The 24,077-nt window shown below is 73.2% G+C and carries 17 protein-coding genes; 10 read left to right on the forward strand and 7 right to left on the reverse strand.

What is annotated here, in order from left to right:
* Nucleotides 1–55: 55 nt before the first annotated feature.
* Nucleotides 56–1,690, reverse strand: a complete 1,635-nt coding sequence (locus tag JW613_RS11640; protein WP_245225433.1) for a DEAD/DEAH box helicase — start codon at nucleotides 1,688–1,690, stop codon at nucleotides 56–58.
* 532 nt (nucleotides 1,691–2,222) lie between these two features.
* Between JW613_RS11640 and JW613_RS11645 the strand changes: the two genes are divergently transcribed.
* Nucleotides 2,223–2,996, forward strand: coding sequence for a ferritin-like fold-containing protein (locus JW613_RS11645; RefSeq protein ID WP_209210735.1), 774 nt, complete (start codon nucleotides 2,223–2,225; stop codon nucleotides 2,994–2,996).
* Here JW613_RS11645 and JW613_RS11650 read toward each other — a convergent pair.
* The 4 genes from JW613_RS11650 to JW613_RS11665 form a co-directional block, all read right to left on the reverse strand.
* Nucleotides 2,947–3,366: a hypothetical protein gene (locus JW613_RS11650; protein ID WP_209210736.1), complete on the reverse strand. Its 420-nt coding sequence runs from the start codon at nucleotides 3,364–3,366 to the stop codon at nucleotides 2,947–2,949. The genes JW613_RS11645 and JW613_RS11650 overlap by 50 nt on opposite strands.
* A gap of 223 nt (nucleotides 3,367–3,589) precedes the next feature.
* Nucleotides 3,590–3,817: a DUF3107 domain-containing protein gene (locus JW613_RS11655; RefSeq protein WP_099883930.1), complete on the reverse strand. Its 228-nt coding sequence runs from the start codon at nucleotides 3,815–3,817 to the stop codon at nucleotides 3,590–3,592.
* 190 nt (nucleotides 3,818–4,007) lie between these two features.
* A complete protein-coding gene (locus tag JW613_RS11660; protein WP_209210737.1) occupies nucleotides 4,008–4,631 on the reverse strand; it encodes a TetR/AcrR family transcriptional regulator in 624 nt (207 codons plus the stop codon).
* Between the two features lie 188 nt (nucleotides 4,632–4,819).
* A complete protein-coding gene (locus tag JW613_RS11665) occupies nucleotides 4,820–5,071 on the reverse strand; it encodes a hypothetical protein (protein WP_209210738.1) in 252 nt (83 codons plus the stop codon).
* A gap of 233 nt (nucleotides 5,072–5,304) precedes the next feature.
* Here JW613_RS11665 and JW613_RS11670 point away from each other — a divergent pair, with 233 nt between their 5' ends.
* From JW613_RS11670 to moeZ, 7 genes are all read left to right on the forward strand, one after another.
* Nucleotides 5,305–6,360 (forward strand): alpha/beta fold hydrolase, encoded by a 1,056-nt coding sequence (locus JW613_RS11670; protein ID WP_209210739.1) that lies wholly within the window; start codon nucleotides 5,305–5,307, stop codon nucleotides 6,358–6,360.
* A complete protein-coding gene (locus JW613_RS11675) occupies nucleotides 6,360–7,808 on the forward strand; it encodes a DUF3152 domain-containing protein (RefSeq protein ID WP_209210740.1) in 1,449 nt (482 codons plus the stop codon). The genes JW613_RS11670 and JW613_RS11675 overlap by 1 nt, the downstream gene beginning before the upstream one ends.
* 222 nt (nucleotides 7,809–8,030) lie before the next feature.
* Nucleotides 8,031–10,115, forward strand: coding sequence for a DUF3492 domain-containing protein (locus JW613_RS11680; protein WP_209210741.1), 2,085 nt, complete (start codon nucleotides 8,031–8,033; stop codon nucleotides 10,113–10,115).
* A complete protein-coding gene (locus tag JW613_RS11685) occupies nucleotides 10,112–11,530 on the forward strand; it encodes a hypothetical protein (RefSeq protein WP_209210969.1) in 1,419 nt (472 codons plus the stop codon). Before JW613_RS11680 ends, JW613_RS11685 begins: the two co-directional genes overlap by 4 nt.
* 181 nt (nucleotides 11,531–11,711) lie before the next feature.
* Nucleotides 11,712–12,821 (forward strand): SDR family oxidoreductase, encoded by a 1,110-nt coding sequence (locus JW613_RS11690; RefSeq protein WP_209210742.1) that lies wholly within the window; start codon nucleotides 11,712–11,714, stop codon nucleotides 12,819–12,821.
* Complete coding sequence (locus JW613_RS11695) at nucleotides 12,809–13,630, forward strand: spherulation-specific family 4 protein (RefSeq protein ID WP_209210743.1); 822 nt, start codon at nucleotides 12,809–12,811, stop codon at nucleotides 13,628–13,630. Before JW613_RS11690 ends, JW613_RS11695 begins: the two co-directional genes overlap by 13 nt.
* An 85-nt stretch (nucleotides 13,631–13,715) precedes the next feature.
* Complete coding sequence (gene moeZ, locus JW613_RS11700) at nucleotides 13,716–14,894, forward strand: adenylyltransferase/sulfurtransferase MoeZ (protein WP_209210744.1); 1,179 nt, start codon at nucleotides 13,716–13,718, stop codon at nucleotides 14,892–14,894.
* A gap of 131 nt (nucleotides 14,895–15,025) precedes the next feature.
* Here the strand turns inward: moeZ and JW613_RS11705 are convergent, their stop codons facing one another.
* Nucleotides 15,026–16,711: an alpha/beta hydrolase gene (locus JW613_RS11705; RefSeq protein WP_209210745.1), complete on the reverse strand. Its 1,686-nt coding sequence runs from the start codon at nucleotides 16,709–16,711 to the stop codon at nucleotides 15,026–15,028.
* Between the two features lie 110 nt (nucleotides 16,712–16,821).
* Nucleotides 16,822–19,731, reverse strand: a complete 2,910-nt coding sequence (locus tag JW613_RS11710; RefSeq protein WP_209210746.1) for a lysylphosphatidylglycerol synthetase family protein — start codon at nucleotides 19,729–19,731, stop codon at nucleotides 16,822–16,824.
* Between the two features lie 176 nt (nucleotides 19,732–19,907).
* On the opposite strand from JW613_RS11710, the gene JW613_RS11715 reads away from it, so the two are divergent.
* Nucleotides 19,908–20,333 carry an MGMT family protein gene (locus JW613_RS11715; protein WP_209210747.1) on the forward strand — a complete coding sequence of 142 codons (426 nt, stop codon included), beginning with the start codon at nucleotides 19,908–19,910 and terminating at the stop codon, nucleotides 20,331–20,333.
* A gap of 179 nt (nucleotides 20,334–20,512) precedes the next feature.
* Complete coding sequence (locus JW613_RS11720) at nucleotides 20,513–23,992, forward strand: ATP-dependent helicase (protein WP_209210748.1); 3,480 nt, start codon at nucleotides 20,513–20,515, stop codon at nucleotides 23,990–23,992.
* Nucleotides 23,993–24,077: the final 85 nt, after the last annotated feature.

Raw genomic sequence — 24,077 nt, forward strand, 5'->3', positions numbered from 1 at the left:
GCACCCACGAGGGGATGCCGGGCCGTGTGCTGCCGGGTGGTGCCGAGGTCGGCGGTCAGCCCTCCGCGGACTGCGCCGTACCGGCGGTGCGGCTGCTCGCGCCGCCGGAGCGCGTCCTGCGGCGGCGCGGCTTGCGGGGCGCCTCGTCCGTGGCGACGGCGGCCTGGCCGGCCTCGCCGCTCTCCTTGGTGGCAGGGGCCTTCGTCCCGGCCTCGGAGGTGGTGGCTCCGGCACGGGTGCGCCGACGGCGGCGGGGCTTGCGTGCGGCACCGCCCTCGCCCGCCTCGGCGCCCGGAGCGCCCTCGGCGGTGGCGACGGCCTGCCGCGCGGCGCTCCCGGCCGAGCCGGTGGCGTCCTGACCGGTCTCACCGGCGCCGCCGGACTCGTCGGAGCGCAGCGCACCCCGCGTGCGCCGCCGCTGGCGCGGCTTGCGCGCCGGCTGAGTGCGCTCGGCGGCCGCGGCGGAGGACCTGCCGGACTTGCCGTGCGAGCGGTTGCCCGGCTCGCCCAGGTCCTCGATCTCCTCGGCCGCCAGCCCGGCCCGGGTGCGCTCGGCACGCGGCAGGACGCCCTTGGCCTCCTGAGGGATCTGCAGCGCCTCGTACAGGTGCGGCGAGGTGGAGTAGGTCTCCTCCGGGTCGTTGAAGTCCAGGTCCAGCGCCTTGTTGATCAGCTGCCAGCGCGGGATGTCGTCCCAGTCGACCAGCGTGACCGCGATGCCGGAGTTGCCCGCGCGGCCGGTGCGGCCGATGCGGTGCAGATAGGTCTTCTCGTCCTCGGGGGTCTGGTAGTTGATCACGTGCGTGACGTTGTCGACGTCGATACCGCGCGCGGCGACGTCCGTGCACACCAGCACGTCGACCTTGCCGTTGCGGAACGCGCGCAGCGCCTGCTCGCGGGCGCCCTGACCCAGGTCGCCGTGGACGGCGCCGGCCGCGAAGCCGCGCCGCGAGAGCTGCTCGGCGACATCGGCCGCCGTGCGCTTGGTGCGGCAGAAGACCATCGCCAGGCCCCGGCCCTCGGCCTGCAGGATCCGGGAGACCATCTCCGGCTTGTCCATCGAGTGGGCGCGGAAGACGTGCTGGGTGGTGTTCGCCACCGTCTGGCCCTCGTCGTCCGGCGCCGTGGCGCGGATGTGCGTGGGCTGGCTCATGTAGCGGCGGGCGAGCGAGATGACCTGGCCGGGCATGGTCGCGGAGAAGAGCATCGTCTGGCGCCGCGTCGGCAGCATTTCGATGATCTTCTCGACGTCGGGGAGGAAGCCCAGGTCGAGCATCTCGTCGGCCTCGTCCAGGACGAGCGTCCTGATCTCGGACAGCCGCAGCTTCTTCTGGCCCGCCAGGTCCAGCAGCCGTCCGGGCGTGCCGACGACCACGTCGACGCCCTTCTTCAGCGCTTCGACCTGGGGCTCGTAGGCACGCCCGCCGTAGATCGACAGGACGCGGACATTGCGCACCTTGCCGGCGGTGAGCAGGTCGTTGGTCACCTGCTGGCACAGCTCACGGGTGGGGACGACGACGAGTGCCTGCGGGGCCTCGGTCAGCTCCTCGGGCTTGGCGCGGCCCAGCTCGACATCGGCGGGGACGGTGACCGACTCCAGCAGCGGCAGCCCGAACCCCAGCGTCTTGCCGGTGCCGGTCTTCGCCTGACCGATGACGTCGGTGCCGGCGAGGGCGACCGGGAGCGTCATCTCCTGGATCGGAAAGGGGGATGTGATGCCGACGGCTTCGAGTGCCTCGGCGGTCTCGGGGAGGATTCCGAGATCTCTGAACGTAGTGGACAGGATGCTTGCCTCTTCTGTGTGACGCGCGAATGCGGCTACGGCGTCCGGCCGACCCAGCTTCTGGGTGGGCCGACGGAGCGAGGAGAGGATCTACCGCGACCAAGCGGCCGTCGTTGCGGCCCGCCTAGCGGCGCGGGACCACTGTCTCCCGCTCAAGCGCCTCACTTGCGCGAGCGGTCCCTCTCGGCGCGGCCCGTGCGGGGAGCACGGCCCGGCGGAAGGCTGTCGGGTCGGAGCCGATCGGGCCACCGACCGGGCATCCGCATTTCATGCATGCAGTGAGTCCACGCCATCCGGTGGACTCAATATCACTGTACCCCGGATCCGCGCATCTGTATCGGGGCTATCGCTGTGTACGAGCTCACCCCGGAGCTCACCGGGACCGGCGGGAACCGGACAGGTCCTTCCCGACCTGCGGTTGCGGGCTATCGTGCGAGGTATGGAGACGCCTGACAAGACCGCCGCCGAATCCGGGGCCGCCGACAGCGGGGCCGCCGGTTCCGAGTCCGCCCCCGCCACCTCGATCGCCACCCAGAGCTGGGAGCAGGCGTCGGCGGACCCGACCTACCGGGCCGCGGTCGTCGATCTGCTGGGTGCGCTGGCCTACGGAGAGCTGGCGGCCTTCGAGCGGCTCGCCGAGGACGCCAAGCTGGCACCCTCCCTCGCGGACAAGGCGGAGCTGGCCTCGATGGCGTCCGCCGAGTTCCACCACTTCGAGAAGCTGCGGGAGCGGCTGGCCCGGATCGACGAGGACCCCACGGCCGCCATGGAGCCCTTCGCCGCCGCGCTGGACGACTTCCACCGCCTCACCGCCCCGTCCGACTGGCTGGAGGGGCTGATCAAGGCCTATGTGGGGGACTCCATCGCCTCCGACTTCTACCGCGAGGTGGCAGCCAGGCTCGACGCCGACACCCGCGCCCTGGTGCTGAGTGTGCTGGACGACACCGGGCACTCCAGCTTCGCCGTGGAGAAGGTCCGCGCCGCCATCGAGGCCGACCCGCGGGTGGGCGGGCGGCTGGCCCTGTGGGCGCGGCGGCTGATGGGGGAGGCGCTCTCCCAGGCCCAGCGGGTGGTGGCCGACCGGGACGCGCTCTCGACGATGCTGGTCGGCGGGGTGGCCGACGGCTTCGACCTCGCGGAGGTCGGCAAGATGTTCTCCCGGATCACCGAGGCCCATACGAAGCGGATGGCCGCCCTCGGCCTTGCCGCCTGAGGGACGGGGCCTGCCCGCGGCCCGCGTCCTGCCGGAAGCCTGAGTGCTGAGCGAACCCGGCACCCGCCCCCGCGGGTGCGGGTGCCGGGGCGGTGCGCAGGGCGTCCTGGCGCCACTGCCGGCGTCGGGGCGTATCGTCCCGCAGCAGCAGCGAGAGCAGCGCCGTGCTGAAGCCCAGCGCCACGCACCAGGTCACCACCAGGTGGCCGGGGCCGAGCACGGTGTGGCTGATGAGTCCGCCGACGAGAGCGGCGACGGGGCCCGTCGCGAGCACCAGCCGCCGGTCGGGGAGCCGCGCGGGGAATCGCCTGGCCGCGACGAGCGCGAGGGCGAAGCCGAGGGCTGCGGAGCCGAGAGCCTCCCAGACCATGAGGACCTCCTCGGGTGGGGCCGGTTGCGGGTCCGCGCACCAGCGGTCCGCGGTCGCTCCCGTCCTCCCCTCGGGTACGGAAGCTGAAACGGCGGTCGCGGGACGAATCCCGCGACCGCCGTCGCCTGCTTTCACCTGCGCCGCTCAGGGGGGTACACCTGTGCGTTTCCCGTGCACGCGTCCCGTGCGCCGCCCCCGCGTGCGCCGGGGCGGCGCCGCCTGGTCAGATCGCGCCGAAGCCCACCCTGCGGCCCGACGCCTCACCGATCTCCACATAGGCGATGCGGTCCGACGGGACCAGGATCTTCCGGCCGTGCTCGTCCGTGAGGCTGAGCATGCCGGAGCCCTTCTCCAGTGCAGCCGCCACCGTGCTCTCGACCTCGTCAGGAGTCTGCTTGCTCTCCATGACGATCTCGCGAGGCGCGTGCTGCACGCCGATCTTGACCTCCACGGCTATGTCCCTCCGACTGTCCTGGTATCCCGTGGCGACGCCCGGGATGCGATGCGCGGTCAGCCGCGCCGTACGGAGCAACCCTAGCTCTCAGCAGGGACGCAGAGGGGGCGCGGTCGCACGCCGGCAGCGAACAACCGCGCCCCCTGTGTGCTGCGCCACCGCTTCCTGCCGTAGCCGCACCGCGTCTCTACTGCATCGGGAACCCGGCGATGCCGCGCCAGGAGAGCGAGGAGATCAGCTTGGCCGCGGCGTCCCGCGGGATCTGCTGACCCGCGCCCAGCCAGTAGCGCGCGGTGATCTGCGCCATCCCGCACAGCCCCACGGCCAGCAGCATCGACTGCTCGGCCGGCAGCTTGGTGTCCTCGGAGATGACCTCGCTGACGGCCTCGGCGCAATCCAGGCTCACCTTGTCCACGCGCTCGCGTACCGCCGGCTCGTTGGTCAGATCGGACTCGAAGACCAGCCGGAAGGCACCGCCCTCGTTCTCCACGAAGGCGAAGTAGGCATCCATGGTCGCCGCCACCCGCTGCTTGTTGTCCGTGGTGGACTCCAAAGCCGTGCGGACGGCCTGGAGCAGCGCCTCGCAGTGCTGGTCCAACAGCGCGAGGTACAGCTCGAGCTTTCCCGGAAAGTGCTGGTAGAGCACCGGCTTGCTGACTCCGGCACGGTCGGCGATGTCGTCCATCGCCGCCGCGTGGTAGCCCTGCGCGACGAAGACCTCCTGAGCCGCGCCCAGCAGTTGGTTACGTCGCGCCCGTCGGGGCAGACGCGTGCCACGCGGGCGCGCCTCGGTCTGCTCGATGGCTGTCACGCCGCCTCCCTGAATGTTTCTGAGCGCGAGCTGCGCTGCGCCGCCATCGTACTTTTCGGTAACGGGGGTGGTAGCTTCCCGGCCCACGAAATTTTCGCTCCGGTGTCCGCTTCCGTTCCCTCCGGTGTACCGGATCCGACGGCGCTTCGGCGGCACTCGTCCTCTTATCGGTACTGGATCGGTACGCGTCAGCGGTACTCGTCCTCGTTCAGCTCCACCACGCGGGCCTGCTCCGCCGCGTCGGCCGGATCGACCTCGTGGTAGCTGTGTCCGGTCAGCGGGTCGTCGCGTTGCACCAGCAGGTCGGCCTGCTGTTCCGCCGCGTCCGCCTCGGGGGCCTCAGGGGTCCCGGGTCCTTCCGGTTCCTCCTCATAGGCGTCATAGGCGTCGTAGGCGTCATAGGGGTCGATGGTTTCCGGATCGGTCGGATCGACAGGCATGCCGGCTCCCCTTTCCAGGCGGGGCCCGAGTGCGCGGGCCCTACTTACGAGACTACGAGCGGGTCACCGGGGGCGCACGCCGCATGCCTCCTGCTTCCCTGCGCATGCTCTCCGGCGTTCCCCGGTGGTGGTCGCGACGGGCGAGTGCCCGTACCTCCCCTGTACACCAGTGTGCTTCTTCTTGTGACGGTGAACACGTGAGGGCGCGTGTGATCGTCTCGTAACATTGCTCCATGTCCTCCACCGAGCAGCCGGGAGCCCCCGCCTCCGCGGCCCGTACCGCTGCCCCGCATCCCTCGCTCACGCGGTCCCGCGTCGGGGAGCAGGAGACGTTGCGGACGGTCTCGCTGCCCGGACTGACGCTGGCCGTACGGGGCCGGCGGGACGACGGCGAGGCCCCGGAGAAGGACAGCCGTCCGGCCGCGCTGTACGTGCACGGTCTGGGGGGCTCCTCCCTGAACTGGTCAGCGCTGATGCGGCAGCTCGCTCCCGATGTGCGCGGCGAGGCGATCGACCTGCCCGGTTTCGGTGACTCCCCGCCGCCCGACAACGGCGACTACTCGGTCTCCGGGCACGCCCGCGCCGTCATCCGCTATCTGGACTCCTGCGGCCACGCCCCGGTGCACCTGCTGGGCAACTCGCTGGGCGGCGCGGTGACGACCCGGGTGGCGGCCGTGCGGCCCGACCTGGTTCGGACACTGACGCTCGTCTCGCCCGCGCTGCCCGAGATCCCTCCGCAGCGCACCGCCTGGCCGACGGCGATGCTGGCGATACCCGGCATCGCCTCGCTGTTTTGCAGGCTGACCCGGGACTGGCCCGCCGAACGGCGTACCGGCGGCGTACTCGGCCTCTGCTACGGCGACCCCGCGCGGGTCTCGCCCGAGGACTTCGCGGCAGCCGTCGAGGAGTACGCGCGCAGGGCTGAACTGCCGTACTTCTGGGACGCCATGGTCCGCTCCACGCGGGGCATCGTCGACGCCTACACACTGGGCGGGCAGCACGCGCTGTGGCGACAGGCCGAGCGGGTGCTGGCACCCACCCTTCTGGTCTACGGTGGGCGCGACCAACTGGTCGCCTTCCGTATGGCGCGGCGCGCTTCGGCCGCCTTCCGCGACTCCCGGCTGCTCACACTGCCGGACGCGGGCCACGTCGCCATGATGGAGTACCCCGAGATCGTCGCGGGTGCGGTTCGCGAGTTGATCGACGACGCGGACACGGCGACGCAGCGGTCGGACGACTCCGCCGCCGGTGCCGGCAGGCAGGCCCCGGCAACCCCGGAAGGTGACTAGTGGGACGCCATAGCCGCAAGGGCAAGGCTGTAACCGGGCGCAGAGAGGAACGCTCCCAGATACCCGAGCACCCCGGCCCCGCCGCCGCTGCCCGGACGCGTCCCGGCCGCGCACCCGACGCCCCATCCGGGCCGTCGCCCGCCGCACCCCCGGAGTACGGGCGGCACCCGGGCCTTCCCGGACAGCAGGGCACCCCGGCGCACGGCGTACCGGTGTTCCCGGACGAACAGCCCGCCCGCGGCGGCCACCCGCAGCACCCGGAGGGCGGTCCCACCGCTCCCCACCGGCGTGCCACCCGCTCCGACGCCGCCGGCGGCGGGGTCGGTCAGGGGTACGGGCGCGGCCCGGGACAGGGCCCGGCCCACGGCCAGGTGCCCCGACAGCGGCAGCAGCCCGGTGGGCCGCGTCAGGAGTATCTGGACGCCTTCGAGGAGGACGTCTTCGCGGCGGGTGCCCCCGGCGCCGTCCCGCCCGGCAGGAACCCGGCAGGAGCCGCCGGCGCGGCTGTCGTACCGCCCGGGCCCACCCCGCGCCAGGAAACCGGAGAGCACCGGGACGGCGCTGCCGGCGAGCCTCCCACCGGCCCGTCGCGGACCTCGCCGGCACCGGAACCGGGCTCACGGAAGAAGGGCAGCCGCGCCCGTACCGCCACCGGGATCGTCGCCGCTGCCATCACCACCGTGCTCGCCGTCGTCGTCGCCGCGCAGGTGGCGGGAGGCGAGCACAGTGCCGGGGACTCCGACCGGGGGCTGAAGACCGGCGAGCGCACGCCGAGCGACCCGGACGTCCCGACCGACCACGAGCGTGCCGATCGCGGGGCGCGTCCCACCCCGGGGAGCGAGCCCGACACGTACGAGGCCAAGATGGCCCGCCAGTACCCGCTGGCCGACGACCTGAAGGGATCGGGCAGGTTCAGCCCGGTACCCGGTCACGAGAAGGGCCCGGGCAAGGGCGAGGTGGTGCGCTACCGCGTGGACATCGAGAACGGGCTGCCGCTGGACGGCAAGCTGTTCGCACAGGCGGTGCACAAGACGCTCAACGACGAGCGCAGTTGGGCGCACGGCGGCAAGCGCAGCTTCGAGCGGGTCTCCTCGGGCAAGGCCAAGTTCGTCATCACCCTGGCGAGTCCGGGCACCACCGATGTGTGGTGCGCCAAATCGGGCCTGGACACCAGCGAGGAGAAGGTCTCCTGCGACTCGGCGGCCACCGAGCGCATCATGATCAACGCCTGGCGGTGGGCGCGTGGTGCCGAGACCTACGGTCCGGACCGGATGCACGCCTACCGGCAGATGCTCGTCAACCACGAGGTGGGCCACCGGCTCGGCCACGGGCACGTGGGCTGCTCGGCCGACGGCAAGCTCGCGCCGGTGATGATGCAGCAGACCAAGTACCTCACCACGCGCGGCAAGACCTGCCGTATCAACGCCTGGCCGTACCCCCGCGGTTAGGGCGCGCCGCCCCGTCCGACAGCCGGTCCGGGGCGTGCAAACGCGCGACTCGCGCGAAAGTCACGGGTGTTCACCCCTTCCGGTGGCGTGACGGACAACCGTCCAGCACGCGGTGGGGGCGCACGCATAGCGTCTGGTGCGTCTTCAACGTCCTACCGCCGCGCCACGCGCCGAGCCGCGTCAGGCGCGCGACACGCCACGAGAGTGATCGGGGGTGCGCACGTGCGCATCGCACTGCTTACGGAGGGTGGTTACCCCTATGTGAGGGGTGAGTCCGCGCTGTGGTGCGACCGCCTGCTGCGCGGCCTGGACGGCCACGAGTTCGCGCTGTTCGCCCTCAGCCGCAGCGCCCGGCAGGAGGAGGCCGGCTGGTGCGCCCTGCCCCCCAATGTCGCCCGGGTGCGCACCGCGCCGCTGTGGGGCCCGGGGCCCGCCACCGGGGGCGTACGCGGGCTCGCGTGCGGCTCCTACGGGCGGCGGGACAAGCGGCGCTTCCGCGAACACTTCACGGCGCTGGCCGAAGCCGTCTGCCGCACCGAGACGGACGCCGATCCCTCCACCGGGCAGGCGGACCGTTTCGCCGCAGGCCTGTACGGGCTCGCCGAACTCGCCGCCGAGCGCGGCGGACTGGCCACCGCGCTCCGCTCCGAGAGCGCCGTGCGCATCCTGGAGTCCGTCTGCCGTGCGCCCGGCGCGCTCCCCGCCGCACACGCCGCCCAGGTACCCGATCTGCTGGCCGTGGTCGAGCGCCTGGAGCGGGCCCTGCGCCCCCTCTCACTGGACTGGTACGGGCAGCGGGGGCAGGAACCGGGGCTGTCGGCCGCCGATCTGTGCCACGCCGTCGGAGCCGGCCCCGCCGCGCTGCCCGGACTGCTGGCCAAGCGGGCGTACGGGGTGCCGCTGCTCATCACGGAGTACGGCGTGCGGCTGCGCGAGCACTACCTGACCAGCGCCGCCGGCGCCGTTGCGCGCGGGGTTGCGGGCGCCCCCGTACGCGCGCTGCTCGCCTCCTTCCAACGGCGGCTCGCCCGCGAGGCGTACGCCCAGGCGCAGTTGATCACCCCGGGAAACTCCCACGCGCGGCGCTGGCAGGAACGCTGCGGTGCCGACAGCGAGCGGCTGCGCACCGTCTATCCCGGCATGGACGCGGCTCCCTTCGAGACCGTGGGCGAGCAGACCACGCTGCTGCCGCCGCCCGACGGCGCGCGGCCCCCCGCACGGCCCACGCTGGTGTGGGTGGGCGCCGGCGGCCCGGCCAAGGACCTGGGCACGCTGCTGCACGCCTTCGCCCAGGTGCGGGCGGCGGTGCCCGAGGCCCGGCTGCGGATCGTCGAGACGGGCGGGGCGAGCGGCCGTACGGAGCCCTCGGCGCCCCCACCTGGAGGAGGCGCTTCGCGGGGCCGACCGGGAACCCCGCACGGGCCGGCCGCCCACGACGGTGCCGCCGAGCGGGACGGTGCCTATACGGCGCACTGCCGCGCGCTCGCGGCGCGGCTCTTCCCCCACGGATCGGCGGACGGGGCAGAACCGGTCACCTTCGAGGAGCTGGGCGGCCCTGCCGTGCCCACCCTGGCGGACGCCTATGCGCTGGGCGGAGTCGTGGTGCTCTCCAGCGTGGTGGAGGGCTTCCCGGTGTCGCTGGTGGAGGCGATGTTCTGCGGCCGGGCCACGGTCTCCACCGATGTCGGGGCCGCCCCGGAGGTCGTCGGCGGGACCGGGCTCCTCGTCCCGCCACGCGACCCCGGGGCGCTGGCTGACGCCTGCACCGCACTGCTGCGCGACCCGGCGCGCGCCGCACGGTTGGGCGCCGCCGCGCGTGCGCGGGCGCTTGAGCTGTTCACGGTGCGGCAGAACATCGAGGCGTTCCGCGGCATCTACCTGGAACTGATGTCCCGGCACCCGGTCGGCCGGGAGGGCGCCCCGGCCGAGGAGGCCCGGCCGAAGGACCAGGTGCACCCTTTCGCCCACCCCGCCGAATCCCATCTGCCGGGCCGCTGGGCAGCGGCCGCAGCGCGGCGCAGCGGCAGCGCGGCATCCAGTGGCCTGGTGAGCGGCGCTTCGAGCAGTGCCGTGAACGGCGCCGAGAGCGGTGCGCCGGGCAGCGCCGCCAACAGCCCGGAAGGGCGCCGCCCGGGCAGCCGCCCCGCTCGCCGCCCGAGCGGGACGCGGACCACCAAAGGCAGCTCCGCGTACGTACCGAGCTGGGCCCGTCCGGACCGCACGGCGCGCGAGGGCGCCGCCTCGCAGCGCCCCGCCGTCGAGCGGGCAGCCGTCGGAGCCGAACCCGGGGAGGCGACAGCACCGTGACGACCCGTCCCGCGCCCGGCGATCCCGTGCGCGTACTGCTGCGCCGGCATCGCGCGTTGTGCGAGTGCGCCGTCGATCCGCTGGAGATCGCCGCCGGCCTGGAGGCCAGCGGGATCACGGACCGGACGGCTGCCCGGTGCCGCCACCGCGATGTCTTCTCCCTCGCCGAAGAGCTGTACGCGCGCGCCCCGTACCCCGGATCGCGCGCGGCGCACACGGGGATCGCATGGAGCCCGGACAGCTCGAAGAGCCCGGAAAGCGCGAAGAACACGAGGAGCAGCAACACGGGGAGCAGCAAGAAGACAGGCGACGCGGCGACCACCGAATGCGCGGCGACCGCCGGAAGCGCGATGGACTCCGAAGGCACCGACGACGCCGGGAGCGGCGCTGTGGCGGGCAGTTGGCCCGGCATCCCGCCCACCGCGCCGGATGCCGGGTGGCCGCAGCAGTCGCGGCCCGGACCGGGACAGCGGCTGTTCTCCTGGTGCGCGACGCTCGTTCTGCCACTGCTGCCCGGACTGTTGTGCGCCGGCACGCTCGCCTGGCTCGTCGTGCTGGGCGGCAGCCCTCCGGCTGTGCGCGCCGCCCTGTGCGCTCTGGGTGCGGCTGCGGTGCTGGGCAGCGTCATCGTGGCCGTCCGCCTCGTGCCCCGCGTTCCGCGTGCTGTCGGCGGCTCCGCCTTTCCCACCACCCTTTTCCTTTCCGGCTGCTGGCTGACCGGATACGCGCTCTACGGCGACTGGCTGCTCGAACAGCTCCTGGCCGGTGGGCCGGAGCTGCTGCCGGGCGGTGCCCCGCGCCTGCCCTCGCCGGGTCTCACGTTGGGCCTCGCGCTGGCGGTCGCGCCTGCCGTCTGGTGTGCGCGCGGCTTCGCACGAGCGGCGCGGCGCAGGCTGGCGGGCAGCCGCAGTCTGGAGGAGTTCGCCGCGGGTGCCCGGCCACTGCTGGTGCTCGCCGTGTGCACCGTCGCGGTGAGCCTCCCGGTGCTCCAGTGGGCGGCCCACGCCCTCGTCGGTGGCCCTCTCGCCCTGTCCGGCGCCCCGGCCGCTCCCGGCGTACCGGGAGGCGGCCAGGAGGTGCAGGAGACCTGGCGGTCCGCCGCGGTCGGCGCGGGCGCCCTCGGCATGCTGCTGTTCGCCGCGCTGCTGCTGTCCGCGCACGGCTTCCGGCGCGCGGCCTCGGCCGGGCCGGCCGTCGCCTGCGGTCTGCAGGCCGCGGCGCTGCTGTCCGTACCGGTCGCACGGCTGCCGGGGCTGGCGGTGCTGGGCCGACCCGTCGAGGCCCTGAGCGCCCATCAGGCAGCCGCGGCCGTCCCCGTCGCCGCCTGCGGTTGCGCTGCCCTCGTTCTGTTGGCGTACGCGGCCGTCGCATTGGCCGGCGCCTCCGCACACCACCGGGAGGCGGTGCCCGCATGAGCGCAGGGCCGCCCCCGATCCCTCGTTCCGGCACGGGCTTATGGACCCGCCCGTGCGACATCGACAAGGAGCAAGCCCCCATGACCCACCCGCAGTTGGCACACCGTGGCACCGCCGGGCGACGACCGCACACCAGCGTGCGGCGGCGCCGGACTTCTCTCTCGCACGGGGAGGTCGCACGATGAGAGTGCTGCTGCTGGGCGCCAGCGGATACCTGGGCCGCTTCGTCGCCGACAGGCTGCTGGCCGACCCCGCCGTACAGCTCACCGCCCTCGGCCGGGGCGACGAGGCGGATGTCCGCTTCGACCTGTCCACCGGGAGCCCGGGCGCCCTCACCCGCTTCCTGGACGCGGTGCACCCCGGCGTCGTCATCAACTGCGCCGGGACCACCAGGGGCAACGGGCGCGAGCTGATCCGGCACAACGTGGTGGCCACCGCGGCCGTGTGCGAGTCGCTGCGCCGCAGCGGTTGCGGCGCCCGTCTGGTGCACGTGGGATGTGCCGCCGAGTACGGCCCCTCGCAGGTGGGCTCCTCCACCGGTGAGGACGCGGTGCCGCGCCCCGGAGGGCCCTACGGTGTGAGCAAGCTGGCCGGCACCGAACTGGTACTCGCCTCCGGGCTGGACGCCGTCGTGCTGCGGGTCTTCTCACCGATCGGCCCCGGCACCCCGGCGGGCTCGCCCCTGGGCAGGGTCGCGGAGGCGATGCGGCGGGCGATGCAGCAGGGCGACAGCGAGCTGAAACTGGGCGGGCTGAGTGCGCAGCGCGACTTCGTCGACGTCCGTGACGTCGCGCGTGCCGTGCACGCCGCCTCCCTTTCGGCGGCGCAGGGCATCGTCAACATCGGCACCGGCAGGGCGGTGCGGCTGCGTGACGCCGCGTCCCTGCTGGCGCGTGTCGCCGGGTACGCGGGGGCCGTCCACGAGCAGGGTGGCGGCCCGCCCGGACCGGGGGCAGGGGAGAGCCACCACCCGGCCGGTGTCGTCGGCGGTCCGGGAGGCCCCGCCGGTCCGGCCGGACTGGGAGGCCCCACGGGTCCCGGTGGTCCGGGCGCGATGGGCGGCGGGCTGGGCGGCAGCGCTCCCGTGATCCCCGCGCAGGCGCACGGTCCGCATGCGGTCCAGGCCCACCCTCCGCAGCCGCAGCAGGCCTCGTATCCGTACCCCGACGGCTGCGGCGCCTGGCAGCAGGCGGATGTGCGCACCGCGCGTGACCGGCTCGGCTGGCGGCCCCGGATCGGTCTGGAGGAGTCGTTGGCCGACATCTGGATGGAGGCGGCATGCCGTATCTGACGACACCTCCCGGGCAGGTTCGTCCGGCCGGTGACATCGGCGGTGCGGTCGGACAGCGGCTGGGGCTGGGAGTGCCGGGTTGTGCCCATCCGATGCTGGCGCCGATGGAGTGGGCGGAGCTGACCCGGCCGGGCCTCGGCGCCGAACCCGGACCGGACCGCGTCGCGGGGCCGCTGCACTGGGCGGTGCTGGACGTCGGGGACGGCGGGCCTGGCGCACGGCCCGACCCCTTCTGCGCCCCCGCGGCGGCGGCGCTGCGCTCCGCGGGCGTCGCCGTACTGGGCCGTCTCGACATGCAAGACGGTGCACGGACATTCGGTGAGCTGGTCTCCGAAGCACACCGATTTTTGGACTGGTACCGGGTCGACGGCTTCTATCTGGCGCACTGCCCCGGCGACCCGGCCCGGCTGGGGCACACCCAGCGCCTCACCGCGACCCTGCGCGCGCTGTGCGGCGGTGCCGACGGCGGGCACGGCGGGCGGCTGGTGCTGGCGCCCGGCTTCCACCCGCATCCGGACTATCTGCAATGCGCCGACCAGCTCGTCACCTACGCCGGAAGCTGGGCGGACTACCGCTGGTCGCAGTGCGAGGAGTGGACGGCGGCGTACCCCGCCGAGTGCTTCTGCCACCTGGTGCACTCGCTGCCGCGCACCCATCTGGAGGAGGCGCTGCGCATCGCCCGCTGGCAGGGCGCGGGCACCGTCTGCTTCACCGATCGGACCCGGGACAGGGGACAGGACCCATGGGCGGCCCTGCCCGGCTACTGGGACGAGATCGTCTCGTGCCTTGGACCAGGTGTCTCGGAATGAGATAGCGCGTGGCAGTGTTACGAGAGGAACGGCCCGCCCCCGGGCGGGTGACTTCCCGCACGTCCCACCGACCATCGGAGTCTCCGTGTCACTGCCACCCCTGGTCGAGCCAGCCGACGAGCTCACCGTCGACGAGGTCCGCAGGTACTCACGTCACCTGATCATCCCGGATGTCGGGATGGAAGGTCAGAAGCGGCTCAAGAACGCGAAGGTCCTCTGTGTGGGCGCGGGCGGCCTCGGTTCGCCCGCCCTGATGTATCTGGCGGCTGCCGGCGTGGGAACGCTCGGCATCGTCGAGTTCGACGAGGTCGACGAGTCCAACCTGCAGCGGCAGATCATCCACAGCCAGTCGGACATCGGCCGGTCGAAGGCGGAGTCGGCCAAGGACACGGTGCTGGGCATCAACCCCTACACCCAGGTCAACCTGCACCAGGAGCGGCTGGACTCCTCCAACGTGATGGAGATGTTCGCGCAGTACGACCTGATCGTGGACGGCACGGACAACTTCGCCACCCGCTACCTGGTCAACGACGCCTGCGTGCTGCTGAACAAGCCGTACGTATGGGGTTCGATCTACCGTTTCGACGGCCAGGCCAGCGTCTTTTGGAGCGAGCACGGGCCGTGCTACCGCTGCCTGTACCCGGAGCCCCCGCCGCCCGGCATGGTGCCCAGCTGCGCCGAGGGCGGCGTGCTGGGTGTGCTGTGCGCTTCCGTCGGCTCCATCCAGGTGACCGAGGCCATCAAGGTGCTGGCCGGTGTCGGTGACCCGCTGGTCGGCCGCCTGATGATCTACGACGCCCTGGAGATGACCTACCGCCAGGTCAAGGTCCGCAAGGACCCCGACTGCGCGGTCTGCGGCCCGAACGCCACGGTCACCGAGCTCATCGACTACGAGGCGTTCTGCGGTGTGGTCTCCGACGAGGCGCAGGCGGCCGCCGCCGACTCCACGATCACTCCCAAGCAGCTCAAGGAGTGGATCGACGACGGCGAGAGCGTCGACATCATCGATGTGCGGGAGCCGAACGAGTACGAGATCGTCTCGATCCCCGGCGCGCGGCTGATCCCCAAGAACGAGTTCCTCATGGGCAACGCGCTGCAGGACATGCCGCAGGACAAGAAGATCGTCCTGCATTGCAAGACGGGCGTCCGCTCCGCGGAAGTCCTGGCCGTGCTGAAGAACGCCGGTTTCTCCGACGCCGTGCACGTCGGTGGGGGTGTCATCGGCTGGGTCAACCAGATCGAGCCGGACAAGCCGGTCTACTGAGCCACCGGGGAGCCTGACGGCTGCTGCGCCGCGAGGGGTGGCGCGGTCGGGATGCCGACCGCGCCACCCCCGATGCGTTTCCGGTCGCTGCCCCCGACGCCCTGCCGGTCGCTGCCCCGACGCGTTTCCGGTCAGCGGCAGTCCGTGCCGTCCTGGGGGACCCGGCCGCGCAGCAGATAGCCGTCGACCACCTTGCGCACGCATGAGTTCCCGCTGTTGTACGCGCCGTGGCCCTCGCCCCGGTAGGTCACCTCGACGCCCACATCCTTGCCCAGCTCCTTGTCCATCGCCCGCGTCCCCCCGTACGGGGTGGCCGGGTCGCCCGTCGTGCCGACCAGCAGGATCGGGGCGGAGCCCGGGGCGCGCACCTTGGGTGTCGCCCAGTCGCCCCGGACCGGCCAGTCGTGGCACGACGCCAGCCCCCAGGCGGACATCGGCCCGAAGACCGGGGACTGGTCGGTGAAGGCGGGCAGCCGGCTGGTGATCTCCCGCTTGCCGTAGCGCTGCTTGTTGTCCGCGCAGTTGATCGCCGTCAGCGCCGACTGCAGGGTGCTGTAGGTGCCGTCCTGGTTGCGCCCGTTGAGCGCGTCGGCGAGCAGCAGCAGCGTCGACCCGTCGCTGTCCACCAGCGCCTCTTCCAGCCCCTGGGTGAGCAGCTCCCAGGTCTCCTTCGCGTACAGGGCCTGCGCGATGCCGCCCTCCGCCAGTGACTCGGTCAGCTTGCGGCCGCTGTCGGTGGGCATCGGTTCGGCGTCCAGATCGGCCAGCAGGTCGGTGATGCGCTGTCCGGCCTTCGCGGGGTCCTCACCGACCGGGCACTCCTCACCGGTTTCCGCGCAGTGCTTCAGGAAGTTGTCGAGCGCCAGCTGGAAGCCGCTGGTCTGACTGAGCGAGCCTTGTACCGGTGTCGTGGTGGGGTCGACCACCGCGTCGAAGACGGCGCGGCCCACGCGCTGCGGATACAGGTGCGCGTAGACGCCGCCCAGCTCCGTGCCGTAGGAGATGCCGAAGTAGTGCAGCTTCCGGTCGCCGAGCACATGCCGCATCAAGTCCATGTCGCGCGCCGTGTTCCGGGTCGTCAGGTGCGGCAGCAGCGCACCGGCCCGTTTCTCGCAGCCCTTCGCGAAGGACTTCTGGCGGGCGAAGAGGCGGCGCTCCTCGGCATCGGTGTCCGGCGTCCAGTCGGCGGCGAAGTAGGCGTCCAGCCGGCCGTCGCTCAGGCACTTGACGCCCTCACTGCGTCCCACCCCGCGCGGGTCGAAGCTCACCAGGTCGTAGCGGCCGCGCAGCTTCTCGTAGTCCTCGGCGAAGGCGGGGAGCGTGGCCACCCCGGAGCCGCCTGGGCCGCCGAAGTTGAACAGCAGGGAGCCGATGCGCTTGCCGCCGCCCTTGCGTTCGGGGGCGCGGATCATCTCGATGCCGATGGTGCGGCCCTCGGGCTTGCTGTAGTCCAGCGGCACCCGCAGTTCCGCGCACTCCCACCGTGCGTCTCCCGGCAGCGGGGAGGGCGAGCCGGTGTCGCTGCCCTGTGCCGCGTTCGGCGGGGGACACGGCGACCAGTGCGGCTGCTGTCCGGTGAGCGATTCGGGCAGCGGCGGGGTGTCGTTTTCGGCCGTGCGGCCCGCAGAGCCGGTGGCCGGCGGGGACGGGGAGCGGGAGGCGCTCCGGGAGGGGGACGAGCTCGTCTCGCCGCTTCGGGCCGTGCTCTTCCTGGTGCCGTCCGGGCCGCCGCTGCCGCAGCCGCTCGTCACGGCAGCGGCCACTATGAGCGCTGCTGCGAGGGCGGCACCCGGCCGCAGGGAGCGGGAATGGCGCATGGGACGTCCTCCCGGCAGGTGGTGGGACGTTCATCGTGCGGACGTCCACCGGTCCCCGGCGCGCTGTGTGGTGCGTACGGGTGGTTTCCGGCGCGGGGTCGGCGTGTCGGCTAGAGCGCGCCCTTGCGCGTCAGCTGGGTGAACGAGAGCCAGCCGGGGAGCACCGGCAGCCACAGCGTCAGCAGCCGGAACAGCAGCACCGCCGGGGTCGCCACCTCCTTCGGCACCCCGAAGGCGATGAGCGCGGCGATCAGCGCCGCCTCGACGGCGCCGAGCCCGCCCGGGGTGGGCGCTGCCGAGCCGAGCGCGTTCGCCGTCAGGAAGACCACGGCGAGGTTGGCGTAGCTCGTCTCGTGGCCGAAGGCCCGCACACACGCGTCCAGGCACATCACGAACGCCAGCGTCAGCAGCAGCATCCCCAGCACACCGGTGAGCAGCTTCTGCGGGCGCTGCACCACGTCCAGCATCCGCGGCACCACGCCTGCGAACAGCGAGCGCACCCGGTTCGAGACGAACCGCCGCAGCGCCGGCACCGCTGTGACGATCAGCACCAGCACCGCCGCCGTCAGCAGCCCCGCGATGACCGCGCGGGACGGCGAGAGGGTGGGAGTGTGCTCGGTCCCGGTGATGTAGCCGAACAGCAGGAGCAAGGTGATGTGGCTGCCCAGTCCGAACAGCTGGGAGGCGCCCACGCTCGCCACCGCGTGTCCGGGCCGCACCCCTGAACGCTGGAGGAAGCGGGCGTTGAGCGCGACACCGCCGACCGCCGCGGGGGCGACGAGCTTCACGAAGGAGCCGGCCACCTGCGCCTGTACCGTCCGCCACCAGGAGACCTTCTCCGGGACGAAGCCCAGCAGCGCCATCGCGGCGAACACATACGTCAGTCCGGAGAAGAGCACCGCGCCGCCGACCCACGCCCAGTTGGCGCCGAGCACCTTGTCGAGCGGTACCTGGGAGAGCTGGGTGAGCAGGAAGTAGGCGGCCAGGGTGCCCGCGATGAAGCTGACCAGAGTGCGCGGCCTGATCCTCTCCAGCCGCGCGGGCTCTATGGGCGCCTGCGGCCTGATGCGCAGGACCTGCTGCCGGATCTGGGCCAGCAGATCCTCCTCGCGGGCCTCCTCCAGCGCCTCGTCTATCGCCTTCTTCTCGGCGTTCTTCTCCGCGCGCAGCGACTTGCGGTGTGCGCGGCTCCCGGCCGCCTTCTCCGCGGCCTCCTCCCGCGCCTTGGTGCCCCTGCCCGCCCGGGACGCCTGGATGACGGCTTCGCGCTCGCGCTCGGCGCGCTCCTTGGCGAGCCGCCGCAAAGTGGTACGGGTGCTGCGGCTGAGTGCGATCGGCTGCAGCAGCGGCAGGCTGTCGGCCACCGCGTCGGGGCCGAGCACGTCCACGGCGGTCGCCGCGGCCCGCTCGGCGCCCACCCGCAGTCCCAGTGTCGTCAGCAGCTGTGCGATGTCCATCCGCAGGATGAGGTCACCGGCCGCGATCTCACCGCCGCGCAGGTCCGTCAGATAGACGGTGCCGGAGCGGTCCGCCACCAGCGCGTCCCCGACCAGCCTGCGGTGGGCGATACGGCGGGACTGCAGTGCCCTGACCTGGCGCCACGCCGTGCGCATCAGTTCGTCGGTGATCTCCTCGTCCGGGAGCGCGTCCAGGCTGCGGCCGCCGATGTGCTCGTAGACGAGCATCACCGCGTCCGGGCCGAGCTCCGACGTGGCGATCAGACGGGGTGCGTTGGCGCCCGCGGAGATGGCCGCGTAGGCGAGCAGCGCCTCCTGCTCCAGCGCCTGTCGCAGCGACTGCAGACTGCGCCGCTGGGTGATGCCGCGCAGCGCCAGCCGGCGCCAGACCCGGTAGAAGAAGCCCTGTGCCTGCTGCTCGCGGTCGACGACGGTCACATCGAGCGGCGGGCCGTCCTCCAAGGTCACGCGGTAGCGGCGCCCCCGGTCGTTGTGGTCCCGCTTGTCGGCCTCGCCGGCCTCCTCCATGCGCAGCGCGCTGACGGGCTTGAAGCCGACCCTGCGCAGTCCCGCCAGCAGCGTCTGGCCGGTCGGCCTGACGTTCGGGGTGCCGACCGCGTAGAGCGTGCCGTAGGCGACGGTCCAGCCGATCAGCACGGTGACCACGATGGAGAACGCCGTCGTGTATCCCGGCACCAGGACGGCTGTCGCGTTCAGCAGCAGCACGCCCCACAGCACCACCCGCCAGCGCGGGCGGCGTGCCATGCCGACTGCCGTCATATAGGCGATGACCGGTGCGAGGTAGCTGTGCACCGGGGTGGTGGCGTCCTGCGGGGTGATGGCCTTGGTCAGCGCGTCCCGGATCGAGTCGGGCGCCGCCTGGGCGACCCACAGGTCAACGGCGAGGGAGGCGCCGTGCGCCAGGACGGCGGCCAGTACCCCGTCGGCGATCCGCAGTCCGTCCCGTTTGATCAGCCGTTCGATCGCGAACGCGACGGGTACCAGCAGTACCGCGATGCTGGACGCCAGCCCGGTCAGGCTGATGAGCAGATCGGGAGCTTCCGCCGTGCCCTTGTCGATGTCCTGTTCGAGCCCGGCGGTGGTGCCGTGCGCGAAGTTCGCGATGATGAGCACCAGCGCGATGCCCAGCAGGCCGAGCACCATGCGCAGCAGGTCGGAGGGGCGGTGCACCCGCGCCGAGAGCAGCGGTTCATCGCTCTCGATCTCGATACGGTCCCCCTCCGCGACGGCCTCCGGCTGCTCGCCGGGGGCTTCCTCGTGCGGGCCTGTCCCGCCCGCTTCCTGCTCGCCGGCGCTCGGCTCGTCCGGCTTCCCTTCGTCCGGCCCGTCTCCGTCCGGCCCGTCCTCGTCCGGGGGCCGGTCGGACGGCTGCCCGGGCGGCTGGTCGGCGTGCGGCTGGTCTGCGGCGGGCTTCCGCCCCGCGGACTCGTGCTCGGCGTCCCCGGCGGACCGGGCAGCACTGTCGGCGGCGGGTGCGCCCTCCTTGCCGGGCTCACCGTGCCGCTGTCCCGCTGCTGCCGTCTCGTCCTGGTCCCGTATCACTCGTCACCGCCCGGAAGATGGTGGCACGAGGGGGCGGCCGCCGGGAGCACGAGGGTGCATTCCGGGGGTGTGAGGGACGAATCGGCAACGGCTGGGTACCGCTTGTGGGTCACCGTTCGAGGCCGTTCGTGGACGAGGTGGCACCGCTGTCGGTGGCATGCGGCACGATGGCCCGCATGGCTGGAACCCCCCGACACGAGGAGCTGCCCGGCGGCCCCGCCGCGCCCCGGGAGGCGCACGCGCCCATTCCCTTGGCCCCCGGGCAGGGGGATCAGCTGCCCGATTACGCGGACCGCGTACTGGAGGTCGCCGAGCTGATCCCGGCCGGCCGGGTGATGACCTACGGGGACATCGCGGAGTGGCTGGAGGAGGGCGGCCCGCGCCAGGTGGGCAGGGTCATGGCGCTGTACGGCGGCGCGGTCTGCTGGTGGCGTGTGGTGCGCGCGGACGGCGTGCCACTGCCGGGGCAGGAGCGCGAGGCCCTGGCGCACTACCACGCGGAGGGCACCCCGCTGCGCGAGCCCACCGCCGCCTCCCGCCGCCAGGGGCACATTCCGCGCATCGACATACGCCGCGCCCGCTGGGACGGCAAGGACGGGTGATCCCGCACTGCGGCTCCTCACAGTTCCCAGCTTCCGTCATGCCCACAGGCCCCATGCGCTGGACAGTCCGTACGGAGTACAGCAGCCGTACGGGGTACGAGAGCGATGCGCTGCGACACGTGTGTCCGCCGGCGTAGCGTCTGTACCACTCCGCACAGACCCTCCCCAAGGCGATCCACGTGAGTTCCTCCCTTACTGCCGACGCGCATCAGCGGCCCCGCGAGCCCGGTGCGTACCGGCTGGTGCGCACCGCTGCGGAACCGTTCGATTTCCCTGCCTCTGACGCGGCGCAGCGCGCTGTGGTTGACCACCGCGGCGGCCCGTTGCTCGTCCTGGCGGGTCCGGGCACGGGCAAGACCACCACCCTGGTCGAGGCCGTCGCGGCGCGGGTGCGGGAGGGCATGGACCCCGAACGCATCCTTGTGCTGACCTTCAGCCGCAAGGCCGCCGTCGATCTGCGCGACCGGATGACCGACCGGCTCGCACGGGAGGCGGCCCCTGCCCGGCTGCCGCGCCAGGCGGCCACGGTCGCGGTCGCGCCGGACGGCCGCACCCCGGCGGAGACCGGCTGCGGCGCGCTGGGCGGCACACCGCGCGCCCCCCAGGCGACGACGTTCCACTCGTACTGCTACGCGCTGGTGCGCGCGCACCAGGACGCCGATCTGTTCGCCGAACCCCTGCGCCTGCTGACCGGCCCCGAGCAGGACCTGCACATCAGGGAACTGCTCGAAGGGCAGCTCGCACTGGAGCGCCGGGGCCGCGCGACGGTGCGCTGGCCCGACGAACTGCGCGCCTGTCTGACGACCCGGGGGTTCGCCGACGAGGTCAGGGCGGTGCTCGCGCGCAGCCGGGAGTTGGGCCTGGGGCCCGCCGCGCTGGACGCCTTCGCCCGCCGCGCGGGCCGCCCCGACTGGAGAGCCGCTGCCGGGTTCTTCGCCGAATATCTGGACGTACTGGATATGCAGGGCGTGCTCGACTACGCCGAACTCGTGCACCGTGCGGTCCTGCTCGCCGAGCGCGAGGAGGTCGCCGCGCGGCTGCACGCCGCCTACGACGCGATCTATGTGGACGAGTTCCAGGACACCGACCCCTCCCAGGTGCGGTTGCTGCGCGCCCTGGCCGGTGGCGGGGCACGCACGCTGGTGGCGTTCGGCGACCCGGACCAGTCGATCTACGCGTTCCGCGGCGCGGACGTGAACGGCATCCTCGACTTCCCGGAGCTGTTCCGGCAGCGCTCCGGTGCTCCCGCGCCCGTCCATGTGCTGCGCACCGCACGGCGCTCCGGCGCCCGGCTGCTGGCCGCCACCCGCGAGCTGACGGCCCGGATGCCGCTCACCCGGCTCCCCGCCGATGCCGTACGCGCCCACCGTGGGCTGCGGCCGGCTCCCCGGTCCGACAGCGCGGGGAACGACGCCGGGGCCGACGGCCGCGTGGAGGTCCTCACCTTTCCGACAGCCGGTGCGGAACTGGACAACATCGCCGATCTGCTGCGCCGCGCCCACCTCGAAGACGGCCTCCCTTGGGGCGAGATGGCGGTACTGGTGCGTGCGGGCGGCCGCTCCCTGCCCGTCGTACGGCGCGCCCTCATCTCCGCCGGGGTACCCGTGGAGGTGGACGGCGACGACGTCCCGCTGCGCCACGAACCCGCCGTCGCCCCCTTGCTGACGGCGCTGCGCGTGGCGGCGACGGGCGCGCTGGAGGAGCGTGCCGTGCTCGGCACGGAGACGGCACTGACGCTGCTGACCTCGCCGCTCGGCGGTATGGACGCCGCCGACCTGCGCCGCCTGGGCCGGGCGCTGCGCGAGGAGGAGCGCGCCGCGGGGGCCAAGGTGCCGCGCCCCTCGGACGAACTGCTGGCCGAAGCCCTCGCCGAGCCCGAACGGCTGGTGGCCCACACCCCGCACGCCGGTGCCACCGGCGCCGCACCCGCGGGCCGGTCCGTCGAGGGCGCCCACAGCCTCGGGCTGCTGCTGCGCAAGACCCGCGAACTGCTCGCCGGGGGCGGCACGGCGGAAGAGGCGCTGTGGGAGCTGTGGAACGGCACGAGCTGGCCCGACCGGCTGGAGCGGGCCGCCCGACGGGGCGGCCCGTCCGGCCGCAACGCGGACCGTGACCTGGATGCCGTCTGCACCCTGTTCGCCGTCGCGGCACGGGCCGAGGAGCGCGGCGGGGGCCGGGGCGCGCTCAACTTCCTGGACGAGCTGGAAGCCCAGGACATCGCCGCCGACACCCTTGTCCAGCGTGCGGTACGACCTGACTCGGTACGGCTGATGACGGCGCACCGCGCCAAGGGCCGCCAGTGGCGGCTGGTCGTGGTCGCAGGGGTGCAGGAAGGCCTGTGGCCCGATCTGCGGCGGCGCGGCTCTCTCCTGGAGGCGGACCGCATCGGGCGCGACGGCATCGCCGAGCCGCTGTCCCCGGGGGCGCTGCTGGCCGAGGAGCGCAGGCTGTTCTACGTCGCGGCGACGCGCGCCGCGGAGCGCCTGGTGGTGACCGCCGTCCGCGCCCAGGCGGAGGACGGCGACCAGCCCTCACGGTTCCTGGCCGAACTGGGTGTCGAGCCGCAGCCGGTCGGCAACCGCCCCCGCCGCCCGCTGTCGGTGTCCGCACTGGTCGCGGAGTTGCGCGCCACCACCGTCGACCCGGCGGCCTCGCCCGCGCTGCGGGACGCGGCGGCGCGGCGGCTGGCCAGGCTCGCGGCCGAGCGGGACGAGGAGGGCTATCCGCTCGTCCCGGCGGCGCATCCGCAGCGCTGGTGGGGGCTGGCCGAGCCGACCCGTTCCAGCGTGCCGCTGCGCGAGCTCGACGCACCTGTCGCACTGTCGGGCAGCGCGCTGGAACAGCTGGCGCGCACCTGCTCCCTGCAGTGGTTCCTGGCCCGTGAGGTGAAGGCCGACGAGCCGGCCACGGCAGCGCAGGGCTTCGGCAACGTGGTGCACGTACTGGCCGACGAGGTGGCCTCCGGCAGCAGTCCGGCGGACCTGTCGGTGCTCATGGAGCGGCTGGACGCCGTCTGGGACGGGCTGGCCTTCGACGCGCCGTGGAAGTCGCGGCAGGAGAAGGAGAGCGCACGCGCCGCCCTGGAGCGCTTCTTGCGCTGGCATGTCATGGAGCGCGGTGAGGGCCGCGAGCTGGTCGGCAGTGAACACGGATTCGATGTCACGCTGCGGGCAGGTGAGCACGCCGTCCGCGTCCGCGGCAGCATGGACCGGGTCGAGCGGGACGCCCAGGGGCGCGCCTATGTGGTCGATTTCAAGACGGGCCGCACCCGCCCGACCGGGCCCGAGGTGGAGCGCCACCCCCAGCTGGCCGTCTACCAGCTCGCCCTGCGGGAGGGCGCCGCCGACGAGCTGTTCGGCGGAGCGCGCCCGCGGCCGGGCGGTGCCGAACTGGTGCAGCTGCGGCTCGGCGCCGCCAAGCGCGACGGCGGGGACACGCTGCCTGTCGTCCAGCAGCAGGAGCCGGTCGACCGGCAGGGGGAGCCGGCACCGGAGCCCGGGGACGGTACCGGGGGCGACTGGGTGGGCGAGCTGCTGGCCACCGCGGCGGCGCGGGTACTGGACGAGCGCTTCACCCCCTCGCCGGGGCAGCACTGCACACACTGCTCCTTCCGCACGTCCTGCTCCGCCCGCCCGGAGGGCCGCCAGATCGTCGAGTGACCAGATCGCCCGGTGAGCCGCCCGGGCGGAGCCCACCGGCCACCCCTTGGGCCTTCCGCCGCCGGGCGGGCGCATCGTCCGGCCC

It is taken from the genome of Streptomyces smyrnaeus (assembly GCF_017676345.1).
Taxonomy (GTDB): Bacteria; Actinomycetota; Actinomycetes; order Streptomycetales; family Streptomycetaceae; genus Streptomyces; species Streptomyces smyrnaeus.